Source organism: Vibrio maritimus (assembly GCF_021441885.1).
GTDB lineage: Bacteria > Pseudomonadota > Gammaproteobacteria > Enterobacterales > Vibrionaceae > Vibrio > Vibrio maritimus_B.
Genome location: NZ_CP090439.1, coordinates 1,866,002 through 1,889,316, shown reverse-complemented (window position 1 = coordinate 1,889,316; position 23,315 = coordinate 1,866,002). Strand labels below are relative to the sequence as shown.

Genomic DNA, 23,315 nt, shown 5'->3' with positions numbered 1-23,315 from the left:
CAGGGTTTCTGGTACCTATTCTTCTCTTCATGAGATTAGTGAGGAAGCTCCGTGCCTCGAATGGTAATACTGTAATTCGCGGACACTATAACAGCGTCTATTCTGTGATGGAACCGTCAATTTGGGATACGGAGAGGGTTAGCGATTACGCAAACGTTTTGGCATGAAGGAATAGGGAGTTGATACCTAGAAGTGTTGAAACTATCAATAGGTGTGCGGGAAATAAAAAAGCCTGCGTGTGCAGGCTTTAGGCATTTGTCAGGTAGAAATTATTTCTTACCTTGTACCATTTGCTTGTCTTCTTCAGTTAGCTCACGGATACGACGGCTGATGTCACGGCGAGCTTTTGAAATCTCAGCGCTCTTGATGATGTGGTCATCAACGCGGTCTTCGTAGTCTGCTTTCATGTTCTTGATGATGGTAACGATCTCGTCGTGTGTCATCTCTGGCTTGATGTAATCCATCAAGTTCTCTAGAAGGTCGACACGCTTACGGTTGTCTCGAACTTTCTTTTCGTTGTCTAGTAGTTCACGTTTTAATTTGTTTTTGCGGCGCGCCTGCGCAACGATTTCAAATACGCTACTCATAATCCTTTCCTAATTCGTGTTGATATCTGGCTTGATTAAAGCACAACAATCTCATTGATAACAGCCCTTAGATCAATACTCTCGGGCTATTGCTTATATTGTCACCACTCAGTTAAAGAAACGATTGAGTTGCACTCTTAAATAGCGCTATGATTTCGACACACCAATGTAATAAATCGCAATGTAAACCATGTCACTGTTATCAAAATCTTCAACTGAACCGATTAGTGAGATTGTCTTCCCTAGTGAGGACAAGCCGACACATAAAGACAAACTTAAAGGAGCGTACATTAACGAGCGCAGTAAGCTAGAGGTTGTCGAGGTTGAGCTCAATCGCAGTAAGGTTGCAATGATAGACCAAGATGGAAAAATGATCCGAGTTCCTTTTCTCTCGGAGCACTAAGCTTAATCTGTGTGACAATGTATCGGACTACAAAGGAATAGAACAATGAATATAGAATTATCCTTGGTTGAGGCTCGAGTAATCGGCTGTCTTATTGAAAAAGAAGTCACTACTCCAGACCAGTACCCTCTGACCCTGAACAGTCTGACGACAGCATGTAATCAAAAAAGTAACCGCGATCCAGTGCTGAGCTTATCGGATGCTGAAGTTCAAGATGCCGTGACAGCACTAATCGATCGTCGTTTAGTGAGTGATGAGAGTGGATTCAATAGCAGAGTCTCAAAATTCCAACATAGGTTCTGCAATACTGAGTTTGGCGATCTTAAGCTGACAGCACAGGAAAAAGGGATTGTCTGCTGCATGCTATTGCGTGGTGCACAAACTCCGGGCGAGATCCGTACTCGTACCAACAGGCTTTGCAATTTCACTGACGTTAAAGAAGTCGAAGCGGTTCTTGATTCAATGGCGTCACGCGATAGTGGTGCGCTTGTAGTGAAACTACCACGCGAAGCGGGTAAGCGTGAATCTCGATACATGCATCTATTCAGTGGTGCAGTCGATGTTGAGCAACTTACTCAGGAAGCCGCTGCTGGAATAAGCCAAACGGTTTCAACACCAACTCAGGCTCGTATCGAGTCATTGGAGAATGAAGTGGAAGCGCTTAAGCAAGAGCTGAATGAGCTCAAGTCACTGGTCAATTCACTGCTGTAATTTGAATTGGCGGCATATGGTGCCGCCGATTCTACGTCCATCTGAATCGTATCGATATGTCTCAAGTAAGTTTAAATCCACCTTGGTATGTGTATTTAATACGTACCGCAGAGAACAAGCTCTATTGCGGGATTACCAATGATCTCGAGCGCCGCTTTAATCAACATCAAATGGGAAAAGGTGCGAAGGCGTTGAGAGGGCGAGGACCTTTAACATTGGTTTGGAGCCAACAAGAACGTGATAAAAGTAGCGCCTTAAAAACAGAGATAGCGATTAAGAAGTTGACGAAGAAGCGCAAAGAAGAACTGGTCTTACACCAGCAATCTTTTGCATTAAATGGTATGGAATAAGGATCGTTGCTGGCTGAATTCAAATCTATTGTATACACTTGTTCTTAAACACAAAAATGTATAGATCCGATGCGCAAATTTCATACTTTCTTTATCTCTATGTTGCTGGGAACGCCTGTACTAACAAGCCATGCAAATACTTTCCTGTCTGATTATTGGAACTATCAACATTATTTAGAAGCTCATCCTGAGCAAAAGGCCTTAACTGACGAGCTGCAGTTAGCTGTGTCTAAAGGTCCTATGCCGTTATCTGTAAAACAACGTAAACCAATCACTATTTCAGTGGTTTATCCCGGTCAACAAGTGTCTGATTATTGGGTTCGAAACATAAAAGCATTTGAAACCAGATTAGAAGAACTGGGCGTGGAATATGAGCTGAACCAAGTTTTCACAAGACCCAATGATGATTTTAGACAGCAAAGTGTGTCATTGATGGAAGCGGTCAAAAACAAGTCCGGTTATTTGATCTTTACGCTTGATACCTCTCGGCACCGTAAATTCATCGAACACGTTCTGCATGCGACAGATACTAAGCTCATACTGCAAAATATCACCACGCCTTTAAAGAGTTGGTCAGAGAATCCTCCGTTCATGTATGTTGGATTTGACCACGTGAAAGGCAGTCTACTGCTCGCTGATTACTTCAAGGAGCGTTTTAATGGCGATAAAGCAGATTACTCAGTGCTGTATTTTTCAGAAGGATACGTGAGTGATGCTCGAGGGGGGACGTTTATTCAAGAGATGGACAAGCTTAATGGTTTTTCCTTGGCTACGTCTTACTACACCAAAGCGAGTCGAGACAGTGGCCGTGAAGCAGCATTGAATACCTTAAAACAACATCCAAACGTGAATTTTATCTACGCATGCTCTACCGACGTAGCTCTTGGAGCAGCCGATGCCTTGAACGAGTTGGATCGTAAAGATGTGGTTGTAAACGGCTGGGGCGGTGGCTCCGCTGAGTTAGAAGCCATTCAAAATGGTGAACTTGATGTAACCGTTATGAGAATGAATGATGATACAGGAGTAGCAATGGCAGAAGCGATCAAGTGGGATCTAGAAGATAAGGAAGTGCCTTTAGTGTATTCCGGTACTTTTGAGTTGGTGACCAGTGCCGATTCGGATGAAAAAATCGAAGCTCTTAAAAAAAGAGCGTTTCGGTATTCAGATCGCTAACACGACTCGATAAATCGTTATGCCTTTAACTGACTTCAATAATAGAAAAACGCTAGCAACCCTAATTACTCGGACCGTAATTTGGGTAGTTGGTCTGTTTACAATAGGGATGCTGATTCAAAGCTGGTACCTAAGTCGCGATATAGTGAGAGAAGAAGTCCAAAGAAGTTCTCGTCAAACGAGCGCTCTAGTAGTGAACTACTTCAATTATCGCTTAGCAACTCTACAAATCTTGCAAGACAGCAATGCAAAAAGTGATGCGGTAGAAAATTTCTTCCAATCACGTGATGATCAGTCTTTGGACTATTTTTTTCTTCGTGAAGATAACTTGCAGCCAACCCATACACCGGATTTTCGATACATCACAACCAATTCAAACATTGTGTGGGATGACGGTAATGCACTGTTTTATGGGCTTGAAGAAAGCAGCCTGTCAGCTATGAATATTGCTGCTAGTAAAACCAATAGTTGGACGACGGTTTCTACCGATTCTCAGTTAGGAGAGCGACATATTTTGCTCCGTCGCACCCCGATTGTTGATAGAAGCTCAGGAGAAGTATTTGGTCATCTGTCTGCTGGTGTCATTTTAGACGACAACGCAGGTCTACTTACCAGCCTTTTGAGAGGTAGTAATAGTGATGACGTAGTACTGAAGTTCGGAGCTGACATTATTGCCTCTTCTATCTCCTCCGATGATAATTACACAGCGGAGTCGGCGTTGGACGGGATTGAAAATGGTCAGATGGATTTGAACAAAATCTTGGTGACCGAAACCCCTTTATTTATCGGTAGCCAACCATCAGATATCACTGTTTACTCGATACAACGAAACCCAGGCGTTTTAGCGCTGCGTAACAGCTATCTTTTTTCAATTTTGCTATCTGTTGTTGTCATTGCAGTAGCATCAGTAGCCACTAGGCGTTGGTTAAATCGTAAAGTCACCAAAGAGCTTGCTAAGCTCATGGTGTATACAAAGATTGCTGGGGATACACAGAAGTTTGAGCGATTTAGTGGTTCTGCAATACATGAGTTTAATCACATAGGAAAAACGCTTAGCCAAACGTTTGAGAGGCTTTCGGAACAAGAAAAGCTGTTCCAAGATTTGTTTAACTTTTCTTTATCGCCAATCATCGTTTGGACTGAAGATTCAACGATACTCCAAATTAACCCTGCTGCGAGAAAAGCACTAGGAATACAGCCTGGGCCAGACCGTGATCATGGGTCACCGTTTACAACATTTGTTGAAGCGATGGAACAACATGTAATTAAAGCCAACCATGGCGTAACCATTACCGGTATAGACGTACCCATTGATGATATGGTTTATCGCTGGAACCTGTCGTCAATTCAGACTCGCAAAGACAAAAAGCTCGTACTGTCGCAAGGTCAGGATATTACCAAGCTTGTTGAAGCAGAGAAACAAAGTGCCAAGGCCAGAGTGGAAGCTGAACGCGCTGCTGTTGCCCGAACTGAATTTATGGCAAAAATGAGCCATGAGATAAGAACGCCACTTAACGGCATCTTAGGTATTTCTCAACTTCTAAAGAAAGAGGCAAAGGAAACTCGATATCAAGAGCAGATCGACGTTTTGTGTAACAGTGGTGAGCATCTGCTTGCCGTGCTTAACGACATACTTGATTTCTCAAAGATAGAAAATGGAAGCTTTAAGCTAGAAAAACATAATTTCAGTTTTAAAGAGGTGGCTAACGCTTTAGATGGTATCTACCGACCGCTCTGTGACGAAAAAAGCATTGAACTCGTTATCGACAATCAGATGCCACAAGAAACAGTGTTGTTCACTGACCAAGTCCGCCTTAATCAGATACTCTTTAATCTAGTGAGCAACGCCATTAAATTCACTCACAAAGGAAAGGTCAAAGTCTCTTTTCTGCTATCTCATCAACGTTCAGAGGAAACGGCTGAGCTTCATATACAAGTGGAAGATACGGGTATTGGGATCCGTAGTAATCAACTCGAACAAATATTCGACCCGTTTGTTCAATCAGAATCTACTCTAACCAGAGAGTACGGTGGCAGTGGCTTGGGGTTAGCAATCGTTCGAAATCTAGTCACGATATTGGACGGCGACATCCAAATACAGAGTGAAGTCGGAGAGGGGACACAGTTTAAGATAAATCTGCCAATAGACATCGTAGAGGAATCAGAACAGACGATTGCTGAAGAGACAGAAATTGACTTCGATTTGTTTAATCGTGAGTTAATGGTGTTATTGGTAGAGGATAACCACACGAACGCGTTCATTGCAAAAGCCTTCTGTGAAAAGTACGGAATGCGGGTTATGTGGGCGAAAGATGGGCAAGAAGCTCTCGATTACATAGACCAAATGAGCTTTGATCTAGTGCTTATGGATAATCAACTGCCTTCGGTTTCGGGAATCGAAATTACTAAGAAGATACGCCAAGATATCGATAAGTCGTTACCTATTTATGCCTGTACAGCCGACAATCAAACATCAACCCGTCAGGCGTTTTTTGCCGCAGGCGCTGATTTTGTGATAGTAAAACCGATCAAAGAGAAGTCATTGAACGAAGCTTTAAAGCATTTCCAACAATTTCACTATCGCGCCGCGTAGTTGATTGTCCTTGAGGCGAAGTTTAGAGAAAAAAAGAGGGCGCATTAGCGCCCTCTGGTTTGTTCGACAATCAATTATCTAGCCAACTTATGATGCGCTCTTGAAAAGTGCCCTGCACAGAATGCACCGACAATTGAAAGCTCTCCTGCTAAACAGAGACCGGCAGCGACTTCGGCAAGTGCTTGAGATTTTCCTGAGCCATAAAGGCCAAGCAGATCTAAGCAGGCTTTCTGACTTGGTAACCCTGTACCTCCACCAACCGTGCCTACCATCAAATTTGGCAGTGTCACACTGGCATAAAGCTCACCTTTTGCCGTCACTTCCATTCGTGTCATACCAATGGCGGACTCAGCGACACAAGCAGCGTCTTGACCGCAAGCAATGTAGAGAGCAGCGAGAGCATTAGCATAGTGAGCATTGATACCGATGGTACCGCTTAACGCGCCACCTACCGTGGTCATCTGTCCAAACTGCGCCATTTTCTCTGGAGTGGTATGCAGATACTTCTCAACGAGTTCAGCTGGAATAATGACCTCAGCGGTCACTTTTTTACCGCGGACACTTCTTAGGGTTTGAGAGTTTGCTTTTTTGTCTCCCGAGAGGTTTCCGTCAAGAAATGCATAGTCGGGTTCGATTGGCGTGTGCTCTAAGATGTAGTTGAATACGACATTGGTTGCGATAGTCACCATGTTTTGACCAGAAGCATCGCCAGTCAGGTATTCGAAGACTAAGTAAACATGATTACCTTCGATGTTCACACTCACATCACTCAGTTTTCCATGTGAGGTGGTTGATTCTGCTAACTGCTTAAAATGGTCGAATTGAGTCACTAGCCAAGCGACAAACTGACCGGCTTCTACTAATGATTTGAATGCGAAACCAGGCGTTCGCGTCACCCCTTCATTTAGCAGCATTGCGCTTGTACCGCCCGCGGCAGTAATAAGATTTGCGCCACGATTATATGACGCAACAAGAGCCGCTTCAGTTGTAGCAAGTGGCACTTGATAGTCGCCTTGTGCAAAGAGGCCATTGATTCTGAGCGGTCCTGCGGTTCCGATAGGCATCTTTAGAGTGCCAATAAAGAACTCGATATTTTTCTCGTAAGCTTCCATTTGAGCTTCTGTATGTGGATCGAGAAGCTGTGCTTGTGCGCTAGGGTTATTCAGAGACTTCCAACGATAATCTACGTTACGTTGATTCAGATAAGGGCTGCGATTGACGCGCTTCGCTGGAGAATCAAACTTTGGCGCTAACTTAGTTTCGAACTCAGACATATCGAGTTCGGTCCCTAAATTGTTTAGGTAGTCGCGCTTGTGAAGGTTTACTTTAGGCATGTCGATCTTAGTCAATCAATTTGAAGGGGGATTCTACCCGCATAGCACAGAGATACAAGGCGTGGCCTTAAAGTTCTGTGACATCTTATTACAGACGTGTAGATTTTGAACCGATTACTGTACAGGGAGGGAATAGGTGAATATCGGTCACTGCGAGTGATTAACGAAACAATTGAGACAGTGCTGAGAGCTCTTCTTCACTCAGCAAGCTATCAGAGCTTGGTTGAAGCTTACTAGAAATCTCACCTTGCAGCATTTTAAGTTGCTGAGGAGATAGTTGCTTTAGTTGCTCTCGAAGTTTCTCAAATTGTTGTGTTGGCATGGAATCACCGTAAATACGCATCATGGTTAATATAGTGTAAAGCGGTTAGAGTTCCTTTCGTTCATCAATGATGAATCGCTATTTGGGTATTCTATAAATTAATAGTGTGATTTTTGTCCGAGGATTGTAAGAGAGCGTTAATCACTCTGTAAGAAAAGTCATGCTGACGCAAAGATTCACGTCAGCAAAATCTGAAGAGCTAGCTTTCGGTCGCTTTGTCTTCTAGTGCATTAGTCTGCTTGAGACTTGACGATAGGGTCTGAAATTCAGGCAACATTCGATAAATTAGATGTAACTGTTGCAATACCATGCGCGCAGAACGATCGTCTTCGTCGCGCCATTCGGAGAGACGTCGATGGATATCAAACTGGTCAACCGTTGTATGAGTGATGTCTTCTAAATTGTCGCCTAGATTTGCTTCAATCACTTCAATATGTTGATTGATACTTCGATGAGCCTCTAAGACAAGCAGGTGTATAGACTCGTCTTCTAGTCTTTGACGATGTGCACCTAGCGCAGAGATGTAACTAAGCAGGGCGTGGTTTAACGTTAAGAATCGAAAGCACTCGTCTGCAGGTAGTTGATACCTATCAGGCTCTGCAAGCATATTCGAAATCGCTTTAGATAAATTAGCATCCGCGTTGTGAGCGTCGCGCCTTGCAATTCGATAGGCTAGGTCATCTTTTTTACCCACACGATATTGACCAATAATCTGCATTAGGTAGAGACGATTGGTTTTCAAAGCGTTGGTCATGATCTTGGAGATACGCTTAGACTCCCAGTCGGGCAGGATGAAGTACACCGCACACACAGCCAAAGCACAGCCAATGAGAGTGTCCATCAACCTTGGCAAAACCACCGCATAACCCTCACCGAGTTGATCAAAACAGAGTAGGACCAGTACGGTGATAAAGCCTGTAGCGTATCCATAGTTATTGATCCTAAAAGCAAAGAACATCACGCCGGAGATCACTAATAGCACCAGTTGGCTTTCTGTCGATGGGAACAGAGTCAGGAGTGGTACGCCAACCAAAAGCCCGACTATCGTACCTGCAATACGAGCTGTAAGCTTTTTGCGAGTCGCACTGTAGTTGGGTTGACAGACAAAAAGGGTAGTGAGAAGTATCCAATAGCCTCTTTCCAAGTCGAAAAACTGGATAATTCCATAGCCGAGCGTGAGTGCGCAAGCCAATCGAATAGCATGCCTGAGTAACATAGAATCAAGAGAAAAGGCTGACTTAACACGGCGCCACATCGCAAGTGGGGTGTGAGCATTGGTGTCATCTAATACACTGTCATCATGTGAAATGATGTCAGGATTGTTGACGTTACTCAGAAGCTTTTCGACCGTCGCGAGGTTATTGAATAGATATTGAATTTGAAGTAATAGAGGTTTCCATTCTTCAACATTTTGCTGCTGTAGATACTCAATAGAGTCTTGAAGCTCTACAAGTGCAACCAAAGAATCATTACTATGGGAATACTCATTACCAAGCTTTAAAGCTAAGGCGATTTCCTTACACGCTTTCGACTGCATCTCCAATAAGTGTTTAAATCGAAATAGCACATCAGAGTGAGAAAATTGTGTCGCTAATTCTTGATAGCGATAGTGGCTTGAACTCACGCGTTCGTGAATATCTTGTGCGATAAAATAGACCTGTAAGAAGCGGTCACTAGGTCCGTCAACATGCCCGCGTTTCGAGCGATTCAGTAAAGTCGTTTTGCATTCATTCAACGCAAACACAGTACACGCGTTCAAACTCGCTTCTTTTAGTCGGTGTGGTTGTGGAATTAGGTCTCGAGTAGGATGAAATAGATTTCGTTTAGCATCCAAGTAGAGACTCAACTCGTTAAACACATTAGAGAGACTTTGTTGTACCGGTTGCAAAGGCCAAACACTGTTCCACATGATTGATACTAAGTAATACCAAGATGCACCACCGAGCAAAAGTGCGGGTTGCATCCAAAGGTTGGTACTCTCATGTGCGCCAAGCATGGTATAGATTGCGACCAGCAGAGAGCCAAAAGCGATACTGGTGTATCGAGGACCGATTGCGCCAAGAAGCACGAATACTAATGTCGAAAGGAATAGTCCGATCGCGAATAGCCAAGGTGTATCGAAGAGTAGTTCTATTGAGAACGAAGCGATAGCAAAGCAAATTAAGGTGATGATTAGCGCTTTAATCCGCCCTGTGAAACTTTCATCACTCTCTGCCAATGCCGCAGCAATGACACCTAGAATTAATGGTGTGACCCAGGTTTGCTGGTCCAAATACCAAGCGGGAATGACGACCCCAAGTAATGCAAACAGTATAAGAACACTGTAGTTAAATGTTTTGTTGGCCCATTGAAGGCGAAGTTGACCAAGAATGCTCACAATTGACACTGTGTAGGTGAAAAGAATGACTATCTTAACAGAAACTTAGTCAGTTTGAATGTTGGGATTGTTTGAACCCTAGTTAAAGTGATGAGCTATCTAGTGCTCACCAAAGCTGTTAGCTGGCGCCTTAGTGTTTAAGTTCTATGAGATCTCTCTATAGATGCTAAATTGCAAAGTTTAATGAAATTGAGTTCAATGCTTTTCTAGTTTTTGGTCGCGAATCGTATAGGCGCGTCAGGTGTTTTAGTGTTTATCACATTGATCGAGGTACTTTTTGAGTGAAGTCTCTACATGAACTTACGCGCTGGAATCTCAGAAAGAAGGGAAAGGGACTGAGTGAAGTTGGTCATAAAACCATACTCAGGAACAAAAAAGGGGCAAAGCCAATTGAGGTAGACGGTACAAAAGAAGTGCTAGCTGACATCAAAGCAGATAGTCAATTCATTGACGATGAGCACTCCGTTGATAATACCGAAGGCTAGAAGGTTTGGCTCGCGAAAATATGTCAAAAAATAAAGAGTGATGGGGGGGGGCACGTTCAAGTTTCCCGGAAGTTGACCAGTACGAACACTCTGTCTTTCGTACTGGCCTGAACAGTTGGATGTTAGCGTTTGTTCTTCAAATAGCGCTTACGACGCTCTTCTTTCTTCTTCGCTTTCTCTTCTGCTTTACGCGTTGCTTCGATTTCTACTTCTACTAGCTCTTTAGTGATCATTTCAGGCAGTTCCAATGTCAGTTGACCTAGTGTTCCGTTGCGAAGTTCATGTAATAGGATTTCAGAGGTTTTATGTAGATTAACTCGTCCACCCGATTGCAGAGCACCTCGCTTGCGACCAATCAACTCCATGATCTCTAGATCAGATTCAGGCAGTTCTTCGTCGATTTGGTAGCGCTCTTTTAAACGCTCAGGATAGACTGCCGCTAAATACTCCACTGTATAAAACGCCACTTCATCATACTCAATAGCGGTATCTTTTACTGCGCCTGTCGCCGCTAGACGAAAGCCGCTGTGTGGGTTTTCCACTTTAGGCCACAGGATCCCTGGAGTATCGGAAAGTACAATGCCATTCTGTAGATTAATTCGTTGCTGACGACGAGTTACTGCTGGCTGGTTGCCCGTAACCGCAATTGTGCGACCTGCAAGTGTGTTGATGATCGTGGACTTGCCTACGTTTGGAATGCCCATAATCATGGTGCGAATATTTTTACCAATCTCTTCACGGTGCGGCGCGAGTTTACGACACAGATCGAGGATCTTGTTTACCTCTTGCGGGTTTGAGGTCGTGATCGCCATCGCTTTTACACCTTGCTCTTTCTCTAGGTGTTCAATCCATAATTCAGTTTTTTCAGGATCCGCCAAGTCTCGTTTGTTCAATACCTTCACTACGGGTTTATCACCACGAAGCTCGGAAATCATTGGGTTTTCACTGCTAAAAGGGATACGTGCGTCGAGAACTTCAATGATGACGTCAACTTGTGGGATGACTTCTTCGATCTCTTTACGCGCTTTGTGCATGTGACCTGGAAACCATTGGATTGAGTTGTTAACCATACAATCTATACCTTTGTGCTTTTATGGCTCAGCTGACAGTTAGTGGCATGTGCATCTTCGAGCAATATCGAACCGATTATCGTGTTTAGCGTCGAGATATGTCAGCATTTATTGCGTCAATTCTAACACTTTATGAAGTGTACCGAAATGCAATGAGGAGGGTTTGGTTACTAGTTGTACGTCAATAGACATAACGGCCGACTTGGACATCTCACATTGAGTTATCCCTGTGTGCTGTTTCATAGTTGTAGATTGGCGACTAATAATAACCGTAATTAATGCGCACATAATTAGTGCGTATCTAAAAGTGCTAATTTAACCATACAGTGTTAAATCAGCTTACTTTATGAGTATTACTATGAACCACAGTTAACCATTAGCCTTCCCTAAATTAGTGGGTTTACATTAACTGCTCTTAATAAACTTACCTTTGTAACTCGATGAAAAATAAAATTTCAGCTTTATATTGGTTGAAAAGAATGATTCATTTGTATGCTTTTTTATTTCCATATTATCCACACAAAAAACATGCTTAATAAGATCTAATGACTCGATTATTAAAATTTAAATTAATAAGTATTAGTCATTATAATACCTTATGCGGATGGTTCTAATGATTATGTAACTAAAATAGATACTGTTCTTTGCTTAGCTTTTGTCTTGCTTCATCTAAGTGATTGTTAATAAAAGATAAATGCAGCTTTGTTGAGTGGTTTGACTATAGTAAAAAAACTACAGAAATTTTAAATTTGTCTTAATTTCTATCGAAAATACGAAGATTTGAGATTCATATCTCAAAAATATGCGTGCAAATGAAACGATTTCATATTCTGTCTTAATAATGAGACAGAATAAAAAGACTGATTGTAGTTTTCTTTCAAAATTTTTATTATTAATACGCTTAATTAAAAGCCCTATTATTTATCTGGATTGACCAGTATTAACAAAAGCTAGATGGATGTGGTAAAGGGTTAAGGAAAGGCATTACTAATTTAGCTATTGGCTTTAATTGTGTTTCCTATGTTTTTAGTTGTTATTTTGAAAGTCCATAATATTTACAGGGATAGTACATTGGGAACTGAAACCTAAGGGCGGTAGCGTACTTAGGACCAGTTTAAAGGTACAGGTATGTTATACATTGATCGAATTAAGAACCACGATGATGACTCAACATCAGTCTATAGAATTTTAGATATTACCGTGATACTGAGTATTTTATTTGTCGCCAGTTACTTCTATCTTGGCAACGTAACGATAGAATATTTGTATGCTGCGGTTTCGGCTGTCGTCCTGTTTACAGTGACTACCGAGATATTAGGAGTCTATCGCGCCATTCATCGGACTCCACTAAACGAGAAAATGGTCCTCATTTTCGTATCTTGGTTTATCTGTGTCTCGTTACTTCTTTCTGCAGCGTTTGCGCTGAAGTCGACGGAGTTCTATAGCAGAGTAGTTATAAGTTGGTGGTTTTCAACGGTGCCCGTTGTACTAGTTGTTGCGCGCTGGTCGTTTAAAAAGCTCTCAAGCTTCACAATTAGTGATAGCGGCTACAAACAAAAGACGGTGATCATCGGTGCGACGCCGACGGGACTGAAACTAGCTGAAGAGATTATTAAGCACAAGCATCTTGACTTGGATCTTGTAGGGCTTTATGACGACAGGACACTTGAGCGTCTCGAACTGTCAGATGATGAACTTCCCACAGAGTACAAAGGGACCATTGAAGAAGCATGTAAGCTGGCAAAAAGCTCTTCAATCAAAAATGTTTACATTGCTCTACCACTGGAAGCGACTCAACGGACGAAGCAGATAGTGAATAGCTTTGCTGATAGCACTGCTAGAGTGTTTATCGTGCCAAATTTCCATGTTTACGACCTTATGCAGGCAAGGTGGGGCTACTTAGGAACGCTGCCGACACTTAGTGTCCATGACTCGCCGTTTTATGGATTTAGTCAGTTTGTGAAGCGAGCAGAAGACATCGTTCTTGCGACGATAATCCTACTTCTTATTAGCCCGGTATTGTTTGTAGTAGCGGTTGGAGTGAAAGCTACGTCCCCAGGACCTGTGCTATTTAAGCAAAAACGCTATGGTCTTGACGGACGACCAATTAGCGTTTGGAAATTTCGCTCGATGACCACGCAAGACAATGGTGACGTTGTAAAACAAGCAACAAAAAATGACCCGAGAGTAACAAAGTTAGGTGCGGTTTTACGCCGTACCTCGCTCGATGAACTTCCCCAGTTTTTCAATGTTCTGACAGGTCAAATGTCCGTAGTAGGCCCAAGACCCCATGCGGTTGCTCACAATGAAAAATATAGAACCTTGATAGAAAGGTACATGCTGCGTCACCACGTAAAGCCAGGTATTACCGGCTGGGCGCAGATTAACGGCTATCGTGGCGAGACCGACACACTAGATAAAATGGAAAAACGTATCGAATATGACCTCGCGTACATTAAATCTTGGTCAGTTTGGCTGGATCTCAAGATTATCTTTCTAACCGTGTTTAAAGGCTTTGTTAACAAAGCTGCATATTGAGAAGTTACCCATTGAACTAGGGTTTTGGTTACTAGGACGTAAACTTATGAAGATAGTAATTGTTGGGCTTGGCTACGTAGGTATGTCAAACGCCGTGCTGTTGGCGCAAAACAATGAGGTTGTGGCTTTAGATATAGATCGCCGCAGAGTAGAAATGCTTAACCGCGGAATTTCTGCTATCGAAGATAGTCACATTCAACAGTATTTAGACGAAAAAGCGTTAAATTTGCGAGCTACGCAAGACACTGAAGAACTAAAAGATGCAGACTATGTCCTTATTGCGACTCCGACAAACTATGACCCTGTAACAAACTACTTTGATACGCAATCAGTCGATAACATGGTGTCGTTAGCTGTTGAGTATAACGCTGATGCAACAGTCGTTATCAAATCTACGATACCGGTTGGTTATACCGAACGAATACGAAAAAAACTGAGCTCCCAGAACATACTCTTCTCGCCTGAGTTTCTGCGTGAGGGAACAGCACTACAAGATAACCTGTTTCCTTCTCGAATCATAATTGGTGATCATTCTGAAGCTGCTAATCATTTCGCGAAACTGCTCGTTGAAGGTGCGCTGAAAGATAACGTAGATGTGATCTTTACTGACTCCACCGAAGCAGAAGCGATAAAGCTGTTTTCAAATACATATCTTGCAATGCGCGTTTCTTATTTCAATGAGCTCGACTCATTTGCTGAGACGCACAACCTTAATAGCCGTCAAATCATCGATGGTGTGTGTCTAGACCCTCGCATTGGAAGCCACTATAACAACCCATCGTTTGGTTATGGCGGTTATTGTTTGCCAAAGGATACCAAACAACTTCTCGCTAACTATCAAAATGTTCCAAATAATATAATCTCAGCGATAGTAGAGGCGAATAGGACTCGTAAAGACTTCATTGCCGAATCAATTCTAAAACAAACGCCACGGACGGTTGGAGTTTATCGCTTGATTATGAAGTCAAACTCCGACAATTTCCGGTCATCTTCAATTCAAGGAATCATGAAACGGATTAAAGCCAAAGGCATCACCGTTGTTATCTATGAGCCCAATTTGACTGACCAAACATTTTTTAACTCTGAGATAATCAGAAATTTAGACGATTTTAAGCAAGTGTCCGATGTAATCATTACCAATCGTATGGTTGATGAGTTATCTGATGTACACGAAAAAGTCTACACCCGTGATATCTACGGCTCTGATTCATAAGGATATGACAGGATGGATGAAGTAAAAGCACGACCAATTGAGATATTAGATAGCAACACTGTTCCTCGTGTTGAAAACCAGATCAATACTATCTATTTAATTGCTGATGGCGGTATTCAAATGGATGTATTTCTGGAATACATCGAGAAAGCGATTAATTCGACAGTGACATTTATCGAAAGCAGTTCACTTAGCGAAGAGCTATTAGAAACTAAGGACGCTCTTTTCATTGTCGACTATAGCTCAAAACGTAAGATGACAGACATTGCGAATACACTTTCTGTGGGTTCAGAAGATTCGATTACTGTTTTAATCAATGTTGACTCAGTAGAAATAGAAGACTTGATTTGTTGGAAGAATCTTTATGGCTGTTTCGGTGTACAAGATAGTTTAGACCAAGTAAGTCGTGGGCTAATGAAAGTTCTACAAAGGATTAACTGGTTACCTCGTCATGTAATGATGGAACTAATTGAGTATTTTCAGAACAATGGTTCGGATGTAAAACTGCAAAAGGTTGCCGCTACCTCTTTAACTAGAAGAGAAATGGAAATACTTGAACAACTTAAGTCTGGCGAGCCAAATTTAGTTCTGGCTCAACGACTTAACGTTAGTGAAAACACAATCAAAGTTCATCTTTACAATATTTACAAAAAGATTGAAGTGAAAAATAGACGTCAAGCCATTGATTGGACGACATGCTACATTCCTTAGAGTTGTGAGAACTAAAATGACATTTACTACAAATGCTCTAAGAACAGCTGCTGGACTGTTGCTTTTACATTCTTTGACTGTATTGGCGAATGAATCACAAGAAGGCCATTTCGTGAAGGGGGTGACGTACTTGCCTAGCTTGGAGTTGTATACGGGTTATAACGACAACCTTCTTTATCAAAGTGATGAACAAGACAAAAAGAAAACAGAGTTTGTTTACTTAGTGCCCCAGATGGGAGCCGCAATAGAGAAAAAGTCGCGAAAACACTATTTGGAGTACAAAGCATTTTTAGGGCAGTACTTTAATAGTCAGAGTGACGACTTCGTAGATCACTATGTGACAGCTGAAAACGAGCTGCGGCTGTCGTTAAGAAATGCTATTGAGCTCAACGGAGCCTATAGTTATCAACACGAGGCAAGGGGGCAAGGTACATCTTCGGGTAACGCTACGCTAATAGATAGCCCTATTAAGTTCCACTATTTCGAAGCGGAGCTAGGTTATCGTTATGGTGCTCCGGGAGCGAAAGGTCAACTTGCTTTTTCTTTGGAGTGGAACAAAAAGAAATATGCAAATTATACCGATGAACGAGACTCTAGCATTGGATTAACTACCCGCCTAAAGGACTATGACTTGTGGGCTGCTGGCGTGAGTTTTTCAAGCGCTTGGAGACAAGGAGTAAACGCGACTCTTTCCTACGAGCACGAGCGTAAAACTTACCCCTTTCAAAGAGAAGGCTCTCCTTCACAAGATAGTTTCAATCATCTGGTCTATGCGGGTTTGGATTGGGATATTGCCCAAAAGACTGAGGGATATTTAAAGTTAGGTGTCCAAGATAAGAATTTTTTAGATAGCCAAAGAGAAGACTTTACTGGGTTTAGTTGGGCGACTGGCATTAAATGGACACCTCTAAGACATTCAACGATTTCATTCAATTCATCACAAATCGCGAAAGATCCGGATCAGGATGGTGATTATCTAAAGCAAACGATATTTTCAGTAGGTTGGCAGCATTACTGGATTACTCACTTATATAGCCAGCTAAATGTAGGATATACGATTGATAAATATACTGGTGCCTTTGATTTTAATGGCGTACTAAGAGACGAAAATTTACTTAATACTTCAGTGAAACTAGCTTATAAATTCAATCGAAATGTCGAATTTGGAGTTCTATACACATACAACGATAAATCATCGTCATGGAACAACTATCAGTATAATCAAAATGTATATTTAATTAGTGGGAAATTGGAATTCTAGCAGGTAAGATATGGACAGCTTGTATATGCGAAGTGTGATATTGCTATTATCTCTCAGTAGTTTTTGCTCGTGGGGAGCAGGGGAGAGTGATAGATATAAGATTGGAGCAGGCGATACGATAAGTATTGTCGTTTACGCGGAAGAAGATTTATCAAAAGAGGTGTTAATTAACTCTAGTGGTCAACTTGATTATCCTTATATTGGGCCGATCATGGCAAAGGGAAAAACAACTTCCCAGTTGCAGATTCAGATTACTAAATCTCTTAAAGGTGATTATTTAGTTGACCCCAAAGTGATGGTTAATGTTGTTGAATACCGAAAGGTCTACATTAATGGCGAAGTCAAGCAACCGGGAGGCTATGAGTTTCAACCAGGACTGACCGTTGATAAAGCGATTGCGTTAGCTGGTGGTTTTACGGATAGAGCAGCAAAAGATAAGATAAATGTCTCATCAAACACGGCTCAATTAAGCAGTCGTAGCGTATCCCTAAGTTCCAATGTTCAACCGGGTGACATTATTGTCATCGAGCAAAGTTTCTTTTAAGGGGTATTCACGTTATGTTAATAAAATCTCAAGAAGTGAAACGACACGATGAATTTATCGACTTGAGTAAGTATACTCAAGTGATAAAGAGCAACCTTAATCGAGCTTTATTGTTTACCCTTGTTGTGACAATGGTTTCTATTGTTTTTGTTCTTTCTATGACACCAGTATATAAATCTACGGCAACTCTACTTATTGAAGGTGAGAATAATAACGTAGTTTCAATTGAACGGCTGGTGGGTGTTGATACAAGCAAACAAGAATACTTTCAGACTCAACATGAGATAATTAAATCAAATGTAATCGCTAAAAAGGTAATAGAACGATTAGCTATTGGCCCGGATAGCAGTACGCAGACCCTATTGAGTTACTCTGATGAGGCTTTGCGTTCAAGTCAACCAAGCGCCATGCTAGCAAATCTTAAAGCTCAGGTTTCTGATACGCTTTATAGTTTACCGTTGCTGAATACGATTTTAGTTAAACCTAGAGCTATTAAAGATGACCAATTAGCTGACTTTCAAAAGCTAGAGTTTTTAAAACAGTTCAAGTCTAACCTGCATGTTTCTCCTATTAAGAATACTCAACTTGTACAGATTACATTTTTAGCGGAGGACCCTGATGTCGCTGCTATGGTCGCAAATGCTGTAGGAGAGGTCTACATAGAAAATCACTATGAGTCGCAAGCTATTATTAATGCTCAAGCTTCCGATTGGATTTCAGGTCGTTTAGCCGAATTAGAAGCTAACTTAAGACAATCAGAATTAAAGCTGGTTAATTTCATGGACAAAGAGGGGCTTGTCGATGTTTCTGGTATCGACTCTCTCGCGTCGGCTGAACTGACGAAACTGATAGAACAGTTGGCTAACGCACGAGATCGAAGGCTTGCAGCAGAGTCGCTTATAACGGTACTTAAACAGAACAAAAACGCGGACGCGAGCTACCTCTACACCATTCCTCAGGTCACCAACCACCCACAAATGCGTGATATTCGTTTGAGTGAAATTGAAGCGGAAAAAAAGGTCTCTGAGTTATCAAAGCGTTATGGCCCTAAACATGACAAGATGATTCAAGCACAAGCGCAGTTAAAAACCATTCAAGATCGTTCGAAGCGAACTCTACAGAGGATGGTTGCTGGCAAGGAGAAAGAGCTTGTTACCGCCAGACAGCAAGAACGTAGCTTAAAGCATGAGTTGGCAGAGAAAAAAGCGGAGTTTCAGTCTTTTGCACTTAAACGTGCGCAATATGAAACACTTCAGCGAGAAGTTGATACCAATCGTCAGCTTTATGACTTGTTCTTAACCAGGCAAAAAGAATATGACGCCACAAGTGACTTTAGAAACGTTATCGCTCAAATAACAGAGCGTGCCGAGGTACCGTTTTCACCTGCGAAACCCAACAAACCATTAATCGTCGCAGGCTCTGCCGCGGGTGCATTTTCATTTGCGATGATCATCGCGTTTGCTACCAGCGCGCTTAAAAACACCTTTGAGCGTAGAAGTGATCTAAAAAATCGTGGTCAGGTGAGTGTATTTGGTAGCATTCCAAAGATCTCTGACAAGAAAATTGGCAAATCACCTATTAACAGCAGACTGTACAGTGATCAAAGCGTTGGCGTGTTTGGTGAGTCCATTCGAAACATCAGGACCTCGTTGAGTATCGGCTTAATAAATGAACATAAAAAATGCATTAGCGTTACTTCCGCGCTGCCTTGCGAAGGCAAAAGCACGGTCGCGTTGAGCCTTGCAACCTCTATGGCAAGTTTAGAGAAAGTACTGCTAATTGATGCAGACTTGCGACGCCCATCGCTAGCACAGCGTTTTGACCTTGATGAAGAGTGCCTTGGGTTAACTGACTATCTGAATGGCACTGCTGATCTTGTCTCATGCATCCACAAAGACGAATCCCAAGGTTTATATCTGCTACCTGTTGGAAACCACAAAGGTAACCCTCAAGAGTTGTTAAGCTCTAAGTCTTTTAGAGATTTGGTGAACGCTGTGGGTGAAAAGTTCGATCGAGTCATCATAGATACTCCGTCTATCAATAGCGTTATCGATCCAGTACTAATTGGCGCAGCGACAGATGGCACGCTTATGGTTGTTAAGGCTAATAGCACTCAGATCAATCAGTTCAAATTCGCTGTAGGTCGATTAAAAGAACACAATATCGAAATGCTGGGTGCTGTTCTCAACCAGGATGAAAGCAAAACCCAAGATGCATATCAGTTCTCTGGGACTTACGCATAGACTCATTACCATCAGGACGGGGTTATGAATAAACAATACAGTGCTGACATTATTATTCTGTCGTGGGATCGGCTAGAAGACACTATCGCAGCAATAGAAAGCTCACTTGAACAAAAAGGCGTCGCCCTAAGTGTTATCGTTGTGGATCAAGGCTCAAAACCAGAAACGATTAGAACTTTGCGTTCCTACTGCAATGAACATCCCCAAATTACGTTAGTTTGTAACCAAGAGAATAAGGGTGTCCCGGGTGGAAGAAATCAAGCGAGTGCTCTAGGATCCTCTGAGTTTATCGTTTCGCTCGATAACGATGCTGAGTTTGCAGATGAGTTTCAAGTGGCTAAAGCGTGTGAGTTGATGGCTGAGCGTGAAGATCTAGGTGCACTAGCTTTTCGGATATTGAGGCATGGTTCGAATGATGATGATGTAACGAGTTGGTCTTATCACCAATCACTTGATGAATGGTCAACCCAGTCGTTTTATACCGACCGATTCGTCGGAGCGGGGCATCTAATAAGGAGAGTGGCATTTGATAGTATCGGTGGATACGATGCAACGCTCTTTTTCTTGCACGAAGAGGTCGACCTATCAAAACGATTGATCAATGCAAATTTCAAGATTCTTTATACACCAGAGGTTGTTATCGGGCATAAGGTTTCAAAAGAGCATCGAGTGGCGTGGACTGCGGGTCGATGGGTGTTCGACGTAAGAAATCGTACTTATCTTCACATGAAACACAAAACCTTTTTCCCTACTGCTGTTTTCCATACCTGGTTGATGGTTCATAAAGGTTTTAAATCAGGGTTGTATGGTTCGACACTGACAGGGTTATGTAAAGGTTTTGGTCTTTTCCCTCAAGCGATTAAGAGTTGGCAAAAAGATCCAGCACTAACAGTTAATGAGCAAGCGCAGCAATACCTAGATGAATGTTCACCTACGCAAGGGATGAGTATTGTTGAACGGGTCAAGATGCGAGTTCGTAATAATGGGTCGTTGCCGCTCGCAAAAGAGAGTGGGGGTGATAAATGAATACAGCGCCCATCGTACAAGCTAATCAGTCAACCCTAAATAAACTGAGTGATCTTCTTTTTGCCGAGTTGACGCCGTTACTGTCAGGTAAATCAATCATTTTTATTGATTACCCAATCTATTGGAATGTTGGAGATTATCTAATAACACAAGGAGCAGAGTATCTCTTCCAGAAAGTCGGGGCTAGAGTGAAGGACCGAATTTCAGGACGAAATAAACAGCGCTTGTTTAAAAAAAAGTTAGATAGTCAGACCGTGCTAGTACTTAACGGTGGTGGGAACTTCGGTGATATTTATCCTCACCACCAAGAGTTAAGAAAGGAAGTCGTAAGTACGTTCCCTAACAACAAGGTCATCATTCTTCCACAATCGATTCACTACGACAACTCGATTGCTCTTAAGGAAGACATAGAAGTGTTCAAATCCCACCCGGACCTACATCTCTATGTCCGAGACCAGCATTCTTTTGAAGAGATGAAAGATTCGATGCCAGACGGGCGTCTCAAGAAACTACCTGATATGGCTTTTACTATGGCTCAAAGGTGGAACAAAACACTACCAGATAAGCATAAACCTCTTCGAATGAGACGACGGGACTGTGAAACCCAATCCATCGAAGACCAAACAGTCGATGCATTTGATTGGGAAGACTTGTGTACGACACGTCACCAATTTGGGTATGACTTTGCGCGAAGGCTCGCTCGTGCTGAGAATAAATTGAACTGTCCCCTTGGCCTGTCATGGTTTTGGAAGAAATATAGCGACCACGTAGTAAACATTGCGGTGGAACGTTTTCAGAGCGCCAATGTTGTAGACACCGATAGGCTCCATGGGCTAATTCTTGCTCTTCTGTTAGGCCGAGATGTCGTTATGCGTGACAATTCTTATGGGAAGCTCAGTCGTTTTTCTAGCGAGTGGCTTGGACTTGAATCGCTAGAAGAGTATCAACGTGCAGTTAACCAATAACCGAATTACTAAGTTACTTTGGATTGCAATTGAAAAAGGTGGGATGACACTAGTGTCTATTGTCACTTTTTTCGTCTACGCAAAATTGTTGACTCCAGAACAATTTGGTTATGCCATCTTCGCATTAGCCGTTGGGCAAGGTATAGCGATGATCTTCGCTAATCTATTCGAAGATGCATTAATTCAACAAAGTGCCGCTTCAAAGAAACATTATGATACTGCCTTTTGGGGTGGACTCATCTTCAGTTTACTCTCCTGTTCGTTAGTGGCCATCTGGCTATTCTCAACCCAAAGCAACAGAGTGTTAACAGAATTAATTGCATTTTCACTTCTTATTATTGTGTTTGTGGGTATGTCATCTATTTACGTCGCCAACGCAAGGATAGAGGGCGACTTCAAACTGCTTGCAAAACGATCCGTCATCGCACGTCTGATTGGAGCAGCTTGTGGTATCACTATGGCTTTCAAAGGTTTTGGCCCTCTTTCCGTCGTAATTCAAGCCGTGTTGATAGAGGTAATCAGCTTCTTTTACTTGGCTGTTCGCAGGCCCCAAAGAATTGGATTTGACGTTGGGATTACTGAGTTCAAGGAGCTTTCGGCTATTGGCTGGTTACTGTGCTTACGTAGATTAAGTTGGGATGGCACTACAAGAGGTTTACCTCTGATATTAGGAACCGTAGCAGGTCCTGCTGCTGTAGGATTATTCGGCTTTGCATGGCGAACTGTCGAAATGCCAAGAAGTGCAATCAGCAGTGGTTTGATGAGTTATGCTTTGCCGGCTTTTTCTCGTAAGAAAGATGACAAGGAAGAGCTTCAAGAGTTGTTTATCGGTATGACACGCTATACCGCATTGCTTGTTGTTCCACTATTTGTGGGGTTAGCTGCCACAGCGCCTACTTTAATACCGTTGATATTTGGCGATAAATGGTTAGAGGCGATTGTACCCGTTCAAGTGATGTCTCTAATCGGACTAGTAAGTCTGTTACGTGTGTATGCACCAAGTCTGTTTACTGCACTCGCGCGTCCTAATGTATCGCTCACATCCGACATAGTGAGTACGTTAGCTGCCTTAGTTTGTACATTGATTCTCGCAGACGATTTTGGAGTATATGCTGCAGTATTTGGACTAATCACCAGAAGTGTCATTTCTGTACCTTTCAGCGTAATGGGTATTAATAAGGTCCTGAAACTTAATGGCTTTACTCAGCTATCGCCTGTTGTGGTGCCTTGTGTAGCAAGTATCGGCATGGCTGTTGTTGTACACATGCTAGGGCATGTGATAAGCCAATCTACTTCTTGGCTTCTTCTTACTTATCAAGTTACAGGTGGCACCATTGTTTACTTTTCTTTGGTGCTCATACTCATGCCAAACGTTAAGACTCATTGGGGTCTATTCATTAATCGATAGG

At 42.3% G+C, this 23,315-nt stretch carries 20 protein-coding genes; 15 read left to right on the top strand and 5 right to left on the bottom strand.

What is annotated here, in order from left to right:
- Positions 1-269: 269 nt before the first annotated feature.
- Positions 270-587 (bottom strand): DUF496 family protein, encoded by a 318-nt coding sequence (locus LY387_RS24880; protein ID WP_006072802.1) that lies wholly within the window; start codon positions 585-587, stop codon positions 270-272.
- Positions 588-777: 190 nt separating this feature from the next.
- Between LY387_RS24880 and LY387_RS24875 the strand changes: the two genes are divergently transcribed.
- The 5 genes from LY387_RS24875 (at position 778) to luxQ (ending at position 5,817) form a co-directional block, all read left to right on the top strand.
- Entirely contained in the window at positions 778-990 is a 213-nt protein-coding gene (locus tag LY387_RS24875) for a hypothetical protein (RefSeq protein ID WP_234496821.1), read from the top strand.
- A 45-nt stretch (positions 991-1,035) separates the two neighbouring features.
- Complete coding sequence (locus tag LY387_RS24870; RefSeq protein ID WP_234496820.1) at positions 1,036-1,701, top strand: YceH family protein; 666 nt, start codon at positions 1,036-1,038, stop codon at positions 1,699-1,701.
- A gap of 56 nt (positions 1,702-1,757) precedes the next feature.
- The gene (locus tag LY387_RS24865; protein ID WP_234496819.1) at positions 1,758-2,051 is read left to right on the top strand and encodes a GIY-YIG nuclease family protein; all 294 of its coding nucleotides are present in this window, start codon (positions 1,758-1,760) and stop codon (positions 2,049-2,051) included.
- A 99-nt stretch (positions 2,052-2,150) separates the two neighbouring features.
- The gene (locus LY387_RS24860) at positions 2,151-3,224 is read left to right on the top strand and encodes an autoinducer 2-binding periplasmic protein LuxP (RefSeq protein ID WP_234497849.1); all 1,074 of its coding nucleotides are present in this window, start codon (positions 2,151-2,153) and stop codon (positions 3,222-3,224) included.
- Between the two features lie 19 nt (positions 3,225-3,243).
- A complete protein-coding gene (luxQ, locus tag LY387_RS24855) occupies positions 3,244-5,817 on the top strand; it encodes a quorum-sensing autoinducer 2 sensor kinase/phosphatase LuxQ (RefSeq protein ID WP_267967707.1) in 2,574 nt (857 codons plus the stop codon).
- Positions 5,818-5,891: 74 nt separating this feature from the next.
- On the opposite strand, the gene LY387_RS24850 is transcribed toward luxQ, so the two are convergent.
- The 3 genes from LY387_RS24850 to yccS form a co-directional block, all read right to left on the bottom strand.
- Entirely contained in the window at positions 5,892-7,151 is a 1,260-nt protein-coding gene (locus tag LY387_RS24850) for a hydroxymethylglutaryl-CoA reductase (protein WP_234496817.1), read from the bottom strand.
- A 160-nt stretch (positions 7,152-7,311) separates the two neighbouring features.
- A complete protein-coding gene (locus LY387_RS24845) occupies positions 7,312-7,473 on the bottom strand; it encodes a hypothetical protein (RefSeq protein WP_234496816.1) in 162 nt (53 codons plus the stop codon).
- A 199-nt stretch (positions 7,474-7,672) separates the two neighbouring features.
- Positions 7,673-9,850: a YccS family putative transporter gene (yccS, locus tag LY387_RS24840; protein WP_234496815.1), complete on the bottom strand. Its 2,178-nt coding sequence runs from the start codon at positions 9,848-9,850 to the stop codon at positions 7,673-7,675.
- A gap of 281 nt (positions 9,851-10,131) precedes the next feature.
- Between yccS and LY387_RS24835 the strand changes: the two genes are divergently transcribed.
- The gene (locus LY387_RS24835) at positions 10,132-10,335 is read left to right on the top strand and encodes a hypothetical protein (protein WP_234496814.1); all 204 of its coding nucleotides are present in this window, start codon (positions 10,132-10,134) and stop codon (positions 10,333-10,335) included.
- Between the two features lie 122 nt (positions 10,336-10,457).
- Here LY387_RS24835 and ylqF read toward each other — a convergent pair whose 3' ends face one another.
- Positions 10,458-11,405 carry a ribosome biogenesis GTPase YlqF gene (gene ylqF / locus LY387_RS24830; RefSeq protein ID WP_234496813.1) on the bottom strand — a complete coding sequence of 316 codons (948 nt, stop codon included), beginning with the start codon at positions 11,403-11,405 and terminating at the stop codon, positions 10,458-10,460.
- A 1,128-nt stretch (positions 11,406-12,533) separates the two neighbouring features.
- On the opposite strand from ylqF, the gene LY387_RS24825 reads away from it, so the two are divergent.
- The 9 genes from LY387_RS24825 to LY387_RS24785 are packed head-to-tail and all read left to right on the top strand — an operon-like array spanning position 12,534 to position 23,314.
- Complete coding sequence (locus LY387_RS24825) at positions 12,534-13,943, top strand: undecaprenyl-phosphate glucose phosphotransferase (RefSeq protein ID WP_234496812.1); 1,410 nt, start codon at positions 12,534-12,536, stop codon at positions 13,941-13,943.
- Positions 13,944-13,989: 46 nt separating this feature from the next.
- Positions 13,990-15,156, top strand: coding sequence for a nucleotide sugar dehydrogenase (locus LY387_RS24820; protein WP_234496811.1), 1,167 nt, complete (start codon positions 13,990-13,992; stop codon positions 15,154-15,156).
- Positions 15,157-15,168: 12 nt separating this feature from the next.
- Positions 15,169-15,867: a LuxR C-terminal-related transcriptional regulator gene (locus LY387_RS24815; RefSeq protein ID WP_234496810.1), complete on the top strand. Its 699-nt coding sequence runs from the start codon at positions 15,169-15,171 to the stop codon at positions 15,865-15,867.
- A gap of 16 nt (positions 15,868-15,883) precedes the next feature.
- Positions 15,884-17,128 (top strand): outer membrane beta-barrel protein, encoded by a 1,245-nt coding sequence (locus tag LY387_RS24810; protein WP_234496809.1) that lies wholly within the window; start codon positions 15,884-15,886, stop codon positions 17,126-17,128.
- A gap of 10 nt (positions 17,129-17,138) precedes the next feature.
- The gene (locus LY387_RS24805; RefSeq protein ID WP_234496808.1) at positions 17,139-17,672 is read left to right on the top strand and encodes a polysaccharide biosynthesis/export family protein; all 534 of its coding nucleotides are present in this window, start codon (positions 17,139-17,141) and stop codon (positions 17,670-17,672) included.
- 14 nt (positions 17,673-17,686) lie between these two features.
- Entirely contained in the window at positions 17,687-19,915 is a 2,229-nt protein-coding gene (locus LY387_RS24800) for a GumC family protein (protein WP_234496807.1), read from the top strand.
- Positions 19,916-19,939: 24 nt separating this feature from the next.
- Positions 19,940-20,941 (top strand): glycosyltransferase family 2 protein, encoded by a 1,002-nt coding sequence (locus LY387_RS24795; RefSeq protein WP_234496806.1) that lies wholly within the window; start codon positions 19,940-19,942, stop codon positions 20,939-20,941.
- Positions 20,938-21,906, top strand: a complete 969-nt coding sequence (locus LY387_RS24790; protein WP_234496805.1) for a polysaccharide pyruvyl transferase family protein — start codon at positions 20,938-20,940, stop codon at positions 21,904-21,906. The genes LY387_RS24795 and LY387_RS24790 overlap by 4 nt, the downstream gene beginning before the upstream one ends.
- Positions 21,890-23,314 carry an oligosaccharide flippase family protein gene (locus tag LY387_RS24785; RefSeq protein ID WP_234496804.1) on the top strand — a complete coding sequence of 475 codons (1,425 nt, stop codon included), beginning with the start codon at positions 21,890-21,892 and terminating at the stop codon, positions 23,312-23,314. The genes LY387_RS24790 and LY387_RS24785 overlap by 17 nt, the downstream gene beginning before the upstream one ends.
- Position 23,315 lies beyond the last annotated feature (1 nt).

Bases quoted from the DNA above. Each gene is read 5' to 3' on its own strand.
- LY387_RS24860 (WP_234497849.1), top strand. From the start codon at position 2,151: ATGTTGCTGGGAACGCCTGTACTAACAAGCCATGCAAATACTTTCCTG.
- LY387_RS24845 (WP_234496816.1), bottom strand. From the start codon at position 7,473: ATGCCAACACAACAATTTGAGAAACTTCGAGAGCAACTAAAGCAACTA.
- LY387_RS24790 (WP_234496805.1), top strand. From the start codon at position 20,938: ATGAATACAGCGCCCATCGTACAAGCTAATCAGTCAACCCTAAATAAA.
- LY387_RS24810 (WP_234496809.1), top strand. From the start codon at position 15,884: ATGACATTTACTACAAATGCTCTAAGAACAGCTGCTGGACTGTTGCTT.
- LY387_RS24870 (WP_234496820.1), top strand. From the start codon at position 1,036: ATGAATATAGAATTATCCTTGGTTGAGGCTCGAGTAATCGGCTGTCTT.
- LY387_RS24850 (WP_234496817.1), bottom strand. From the start codon at position 7,151: ATGCCTAAAGTAAACCTTCACAAGCGCGACTACCTAAACAATTTAGGG.
- ylqF (WP_234496813.1), bottom strand. From the start codon at position 11,405: ATGGTTAACAACTCAATCCAATGGTTTCCAGGTCACATGCACAAAGCG.
- LY387_RS24805 (WP_234496808.1), top strand. From the start codon at position 17,139: ATGGACAGCTTGTATATGCGAAGTGTGATATTGCTATTATCTCTCAGT.
- LY387_RS24865 (WP_234496819.1), top strand. From the start codon at position 1,758: ATGTCTCAAGTAAGTTTAAATCCACCTTGGTATGTGTATTTAATACGT.
- luxQ (WP_267967707.1), top strand. From the start codon at position 3,244: ATGCCTTTAACTGACTTCAATAATAGAAAAACGCTAGCAACCCTAATT.
- LY387_RS24880 (WP_006072802.1), bottom strand. From the start codon at position 587: ATGAGTAGCGTATTTGAAATCGTTGCGCAGGCGCGCCGCAAAAACAAA.
- LY387_RS24795 (WP_234496806.1), top strand. From the start codon at position 19,940: ATGAATAAACAATACAGTGCTGACATTATTATTCTGTCGTGGGATCGG.
- LY387_RS24875 (WP_234496821.1), top strand. From the start codon at position 778: ATGTCACTGTTATCAAAATCTTCAACTGAACCGATTAGTGAGATTGTC.
- LY387_RS24800 (WP_234496807.1), top strand. From the start codon at position 17,687: ATGTTAATAAAATCTCAAGAAGTGAAACGACACGATGAATTTATCGAC.
- LY387_RS24815 (WP_234496810.1), top strand. From the start codon at position 15,169: ATGGATGAAGTAAAAGCACGACCAATTGAGATATTAGATAGCAACACT.
- LY387_RS24820 (WP_234496811.1), top strand. From the start codon at position 13,990: ATGAAGATAGTAATTGTTGGGCTTGGCTACGTAGGTATGTCAAACGCC.
- LY387_RS24825 (WP_234496812.1), top strand. From the start codon at position 12,534: ATGTTATACATTGATCGAATTAAGAACCACGATGATGACTCAACATCA.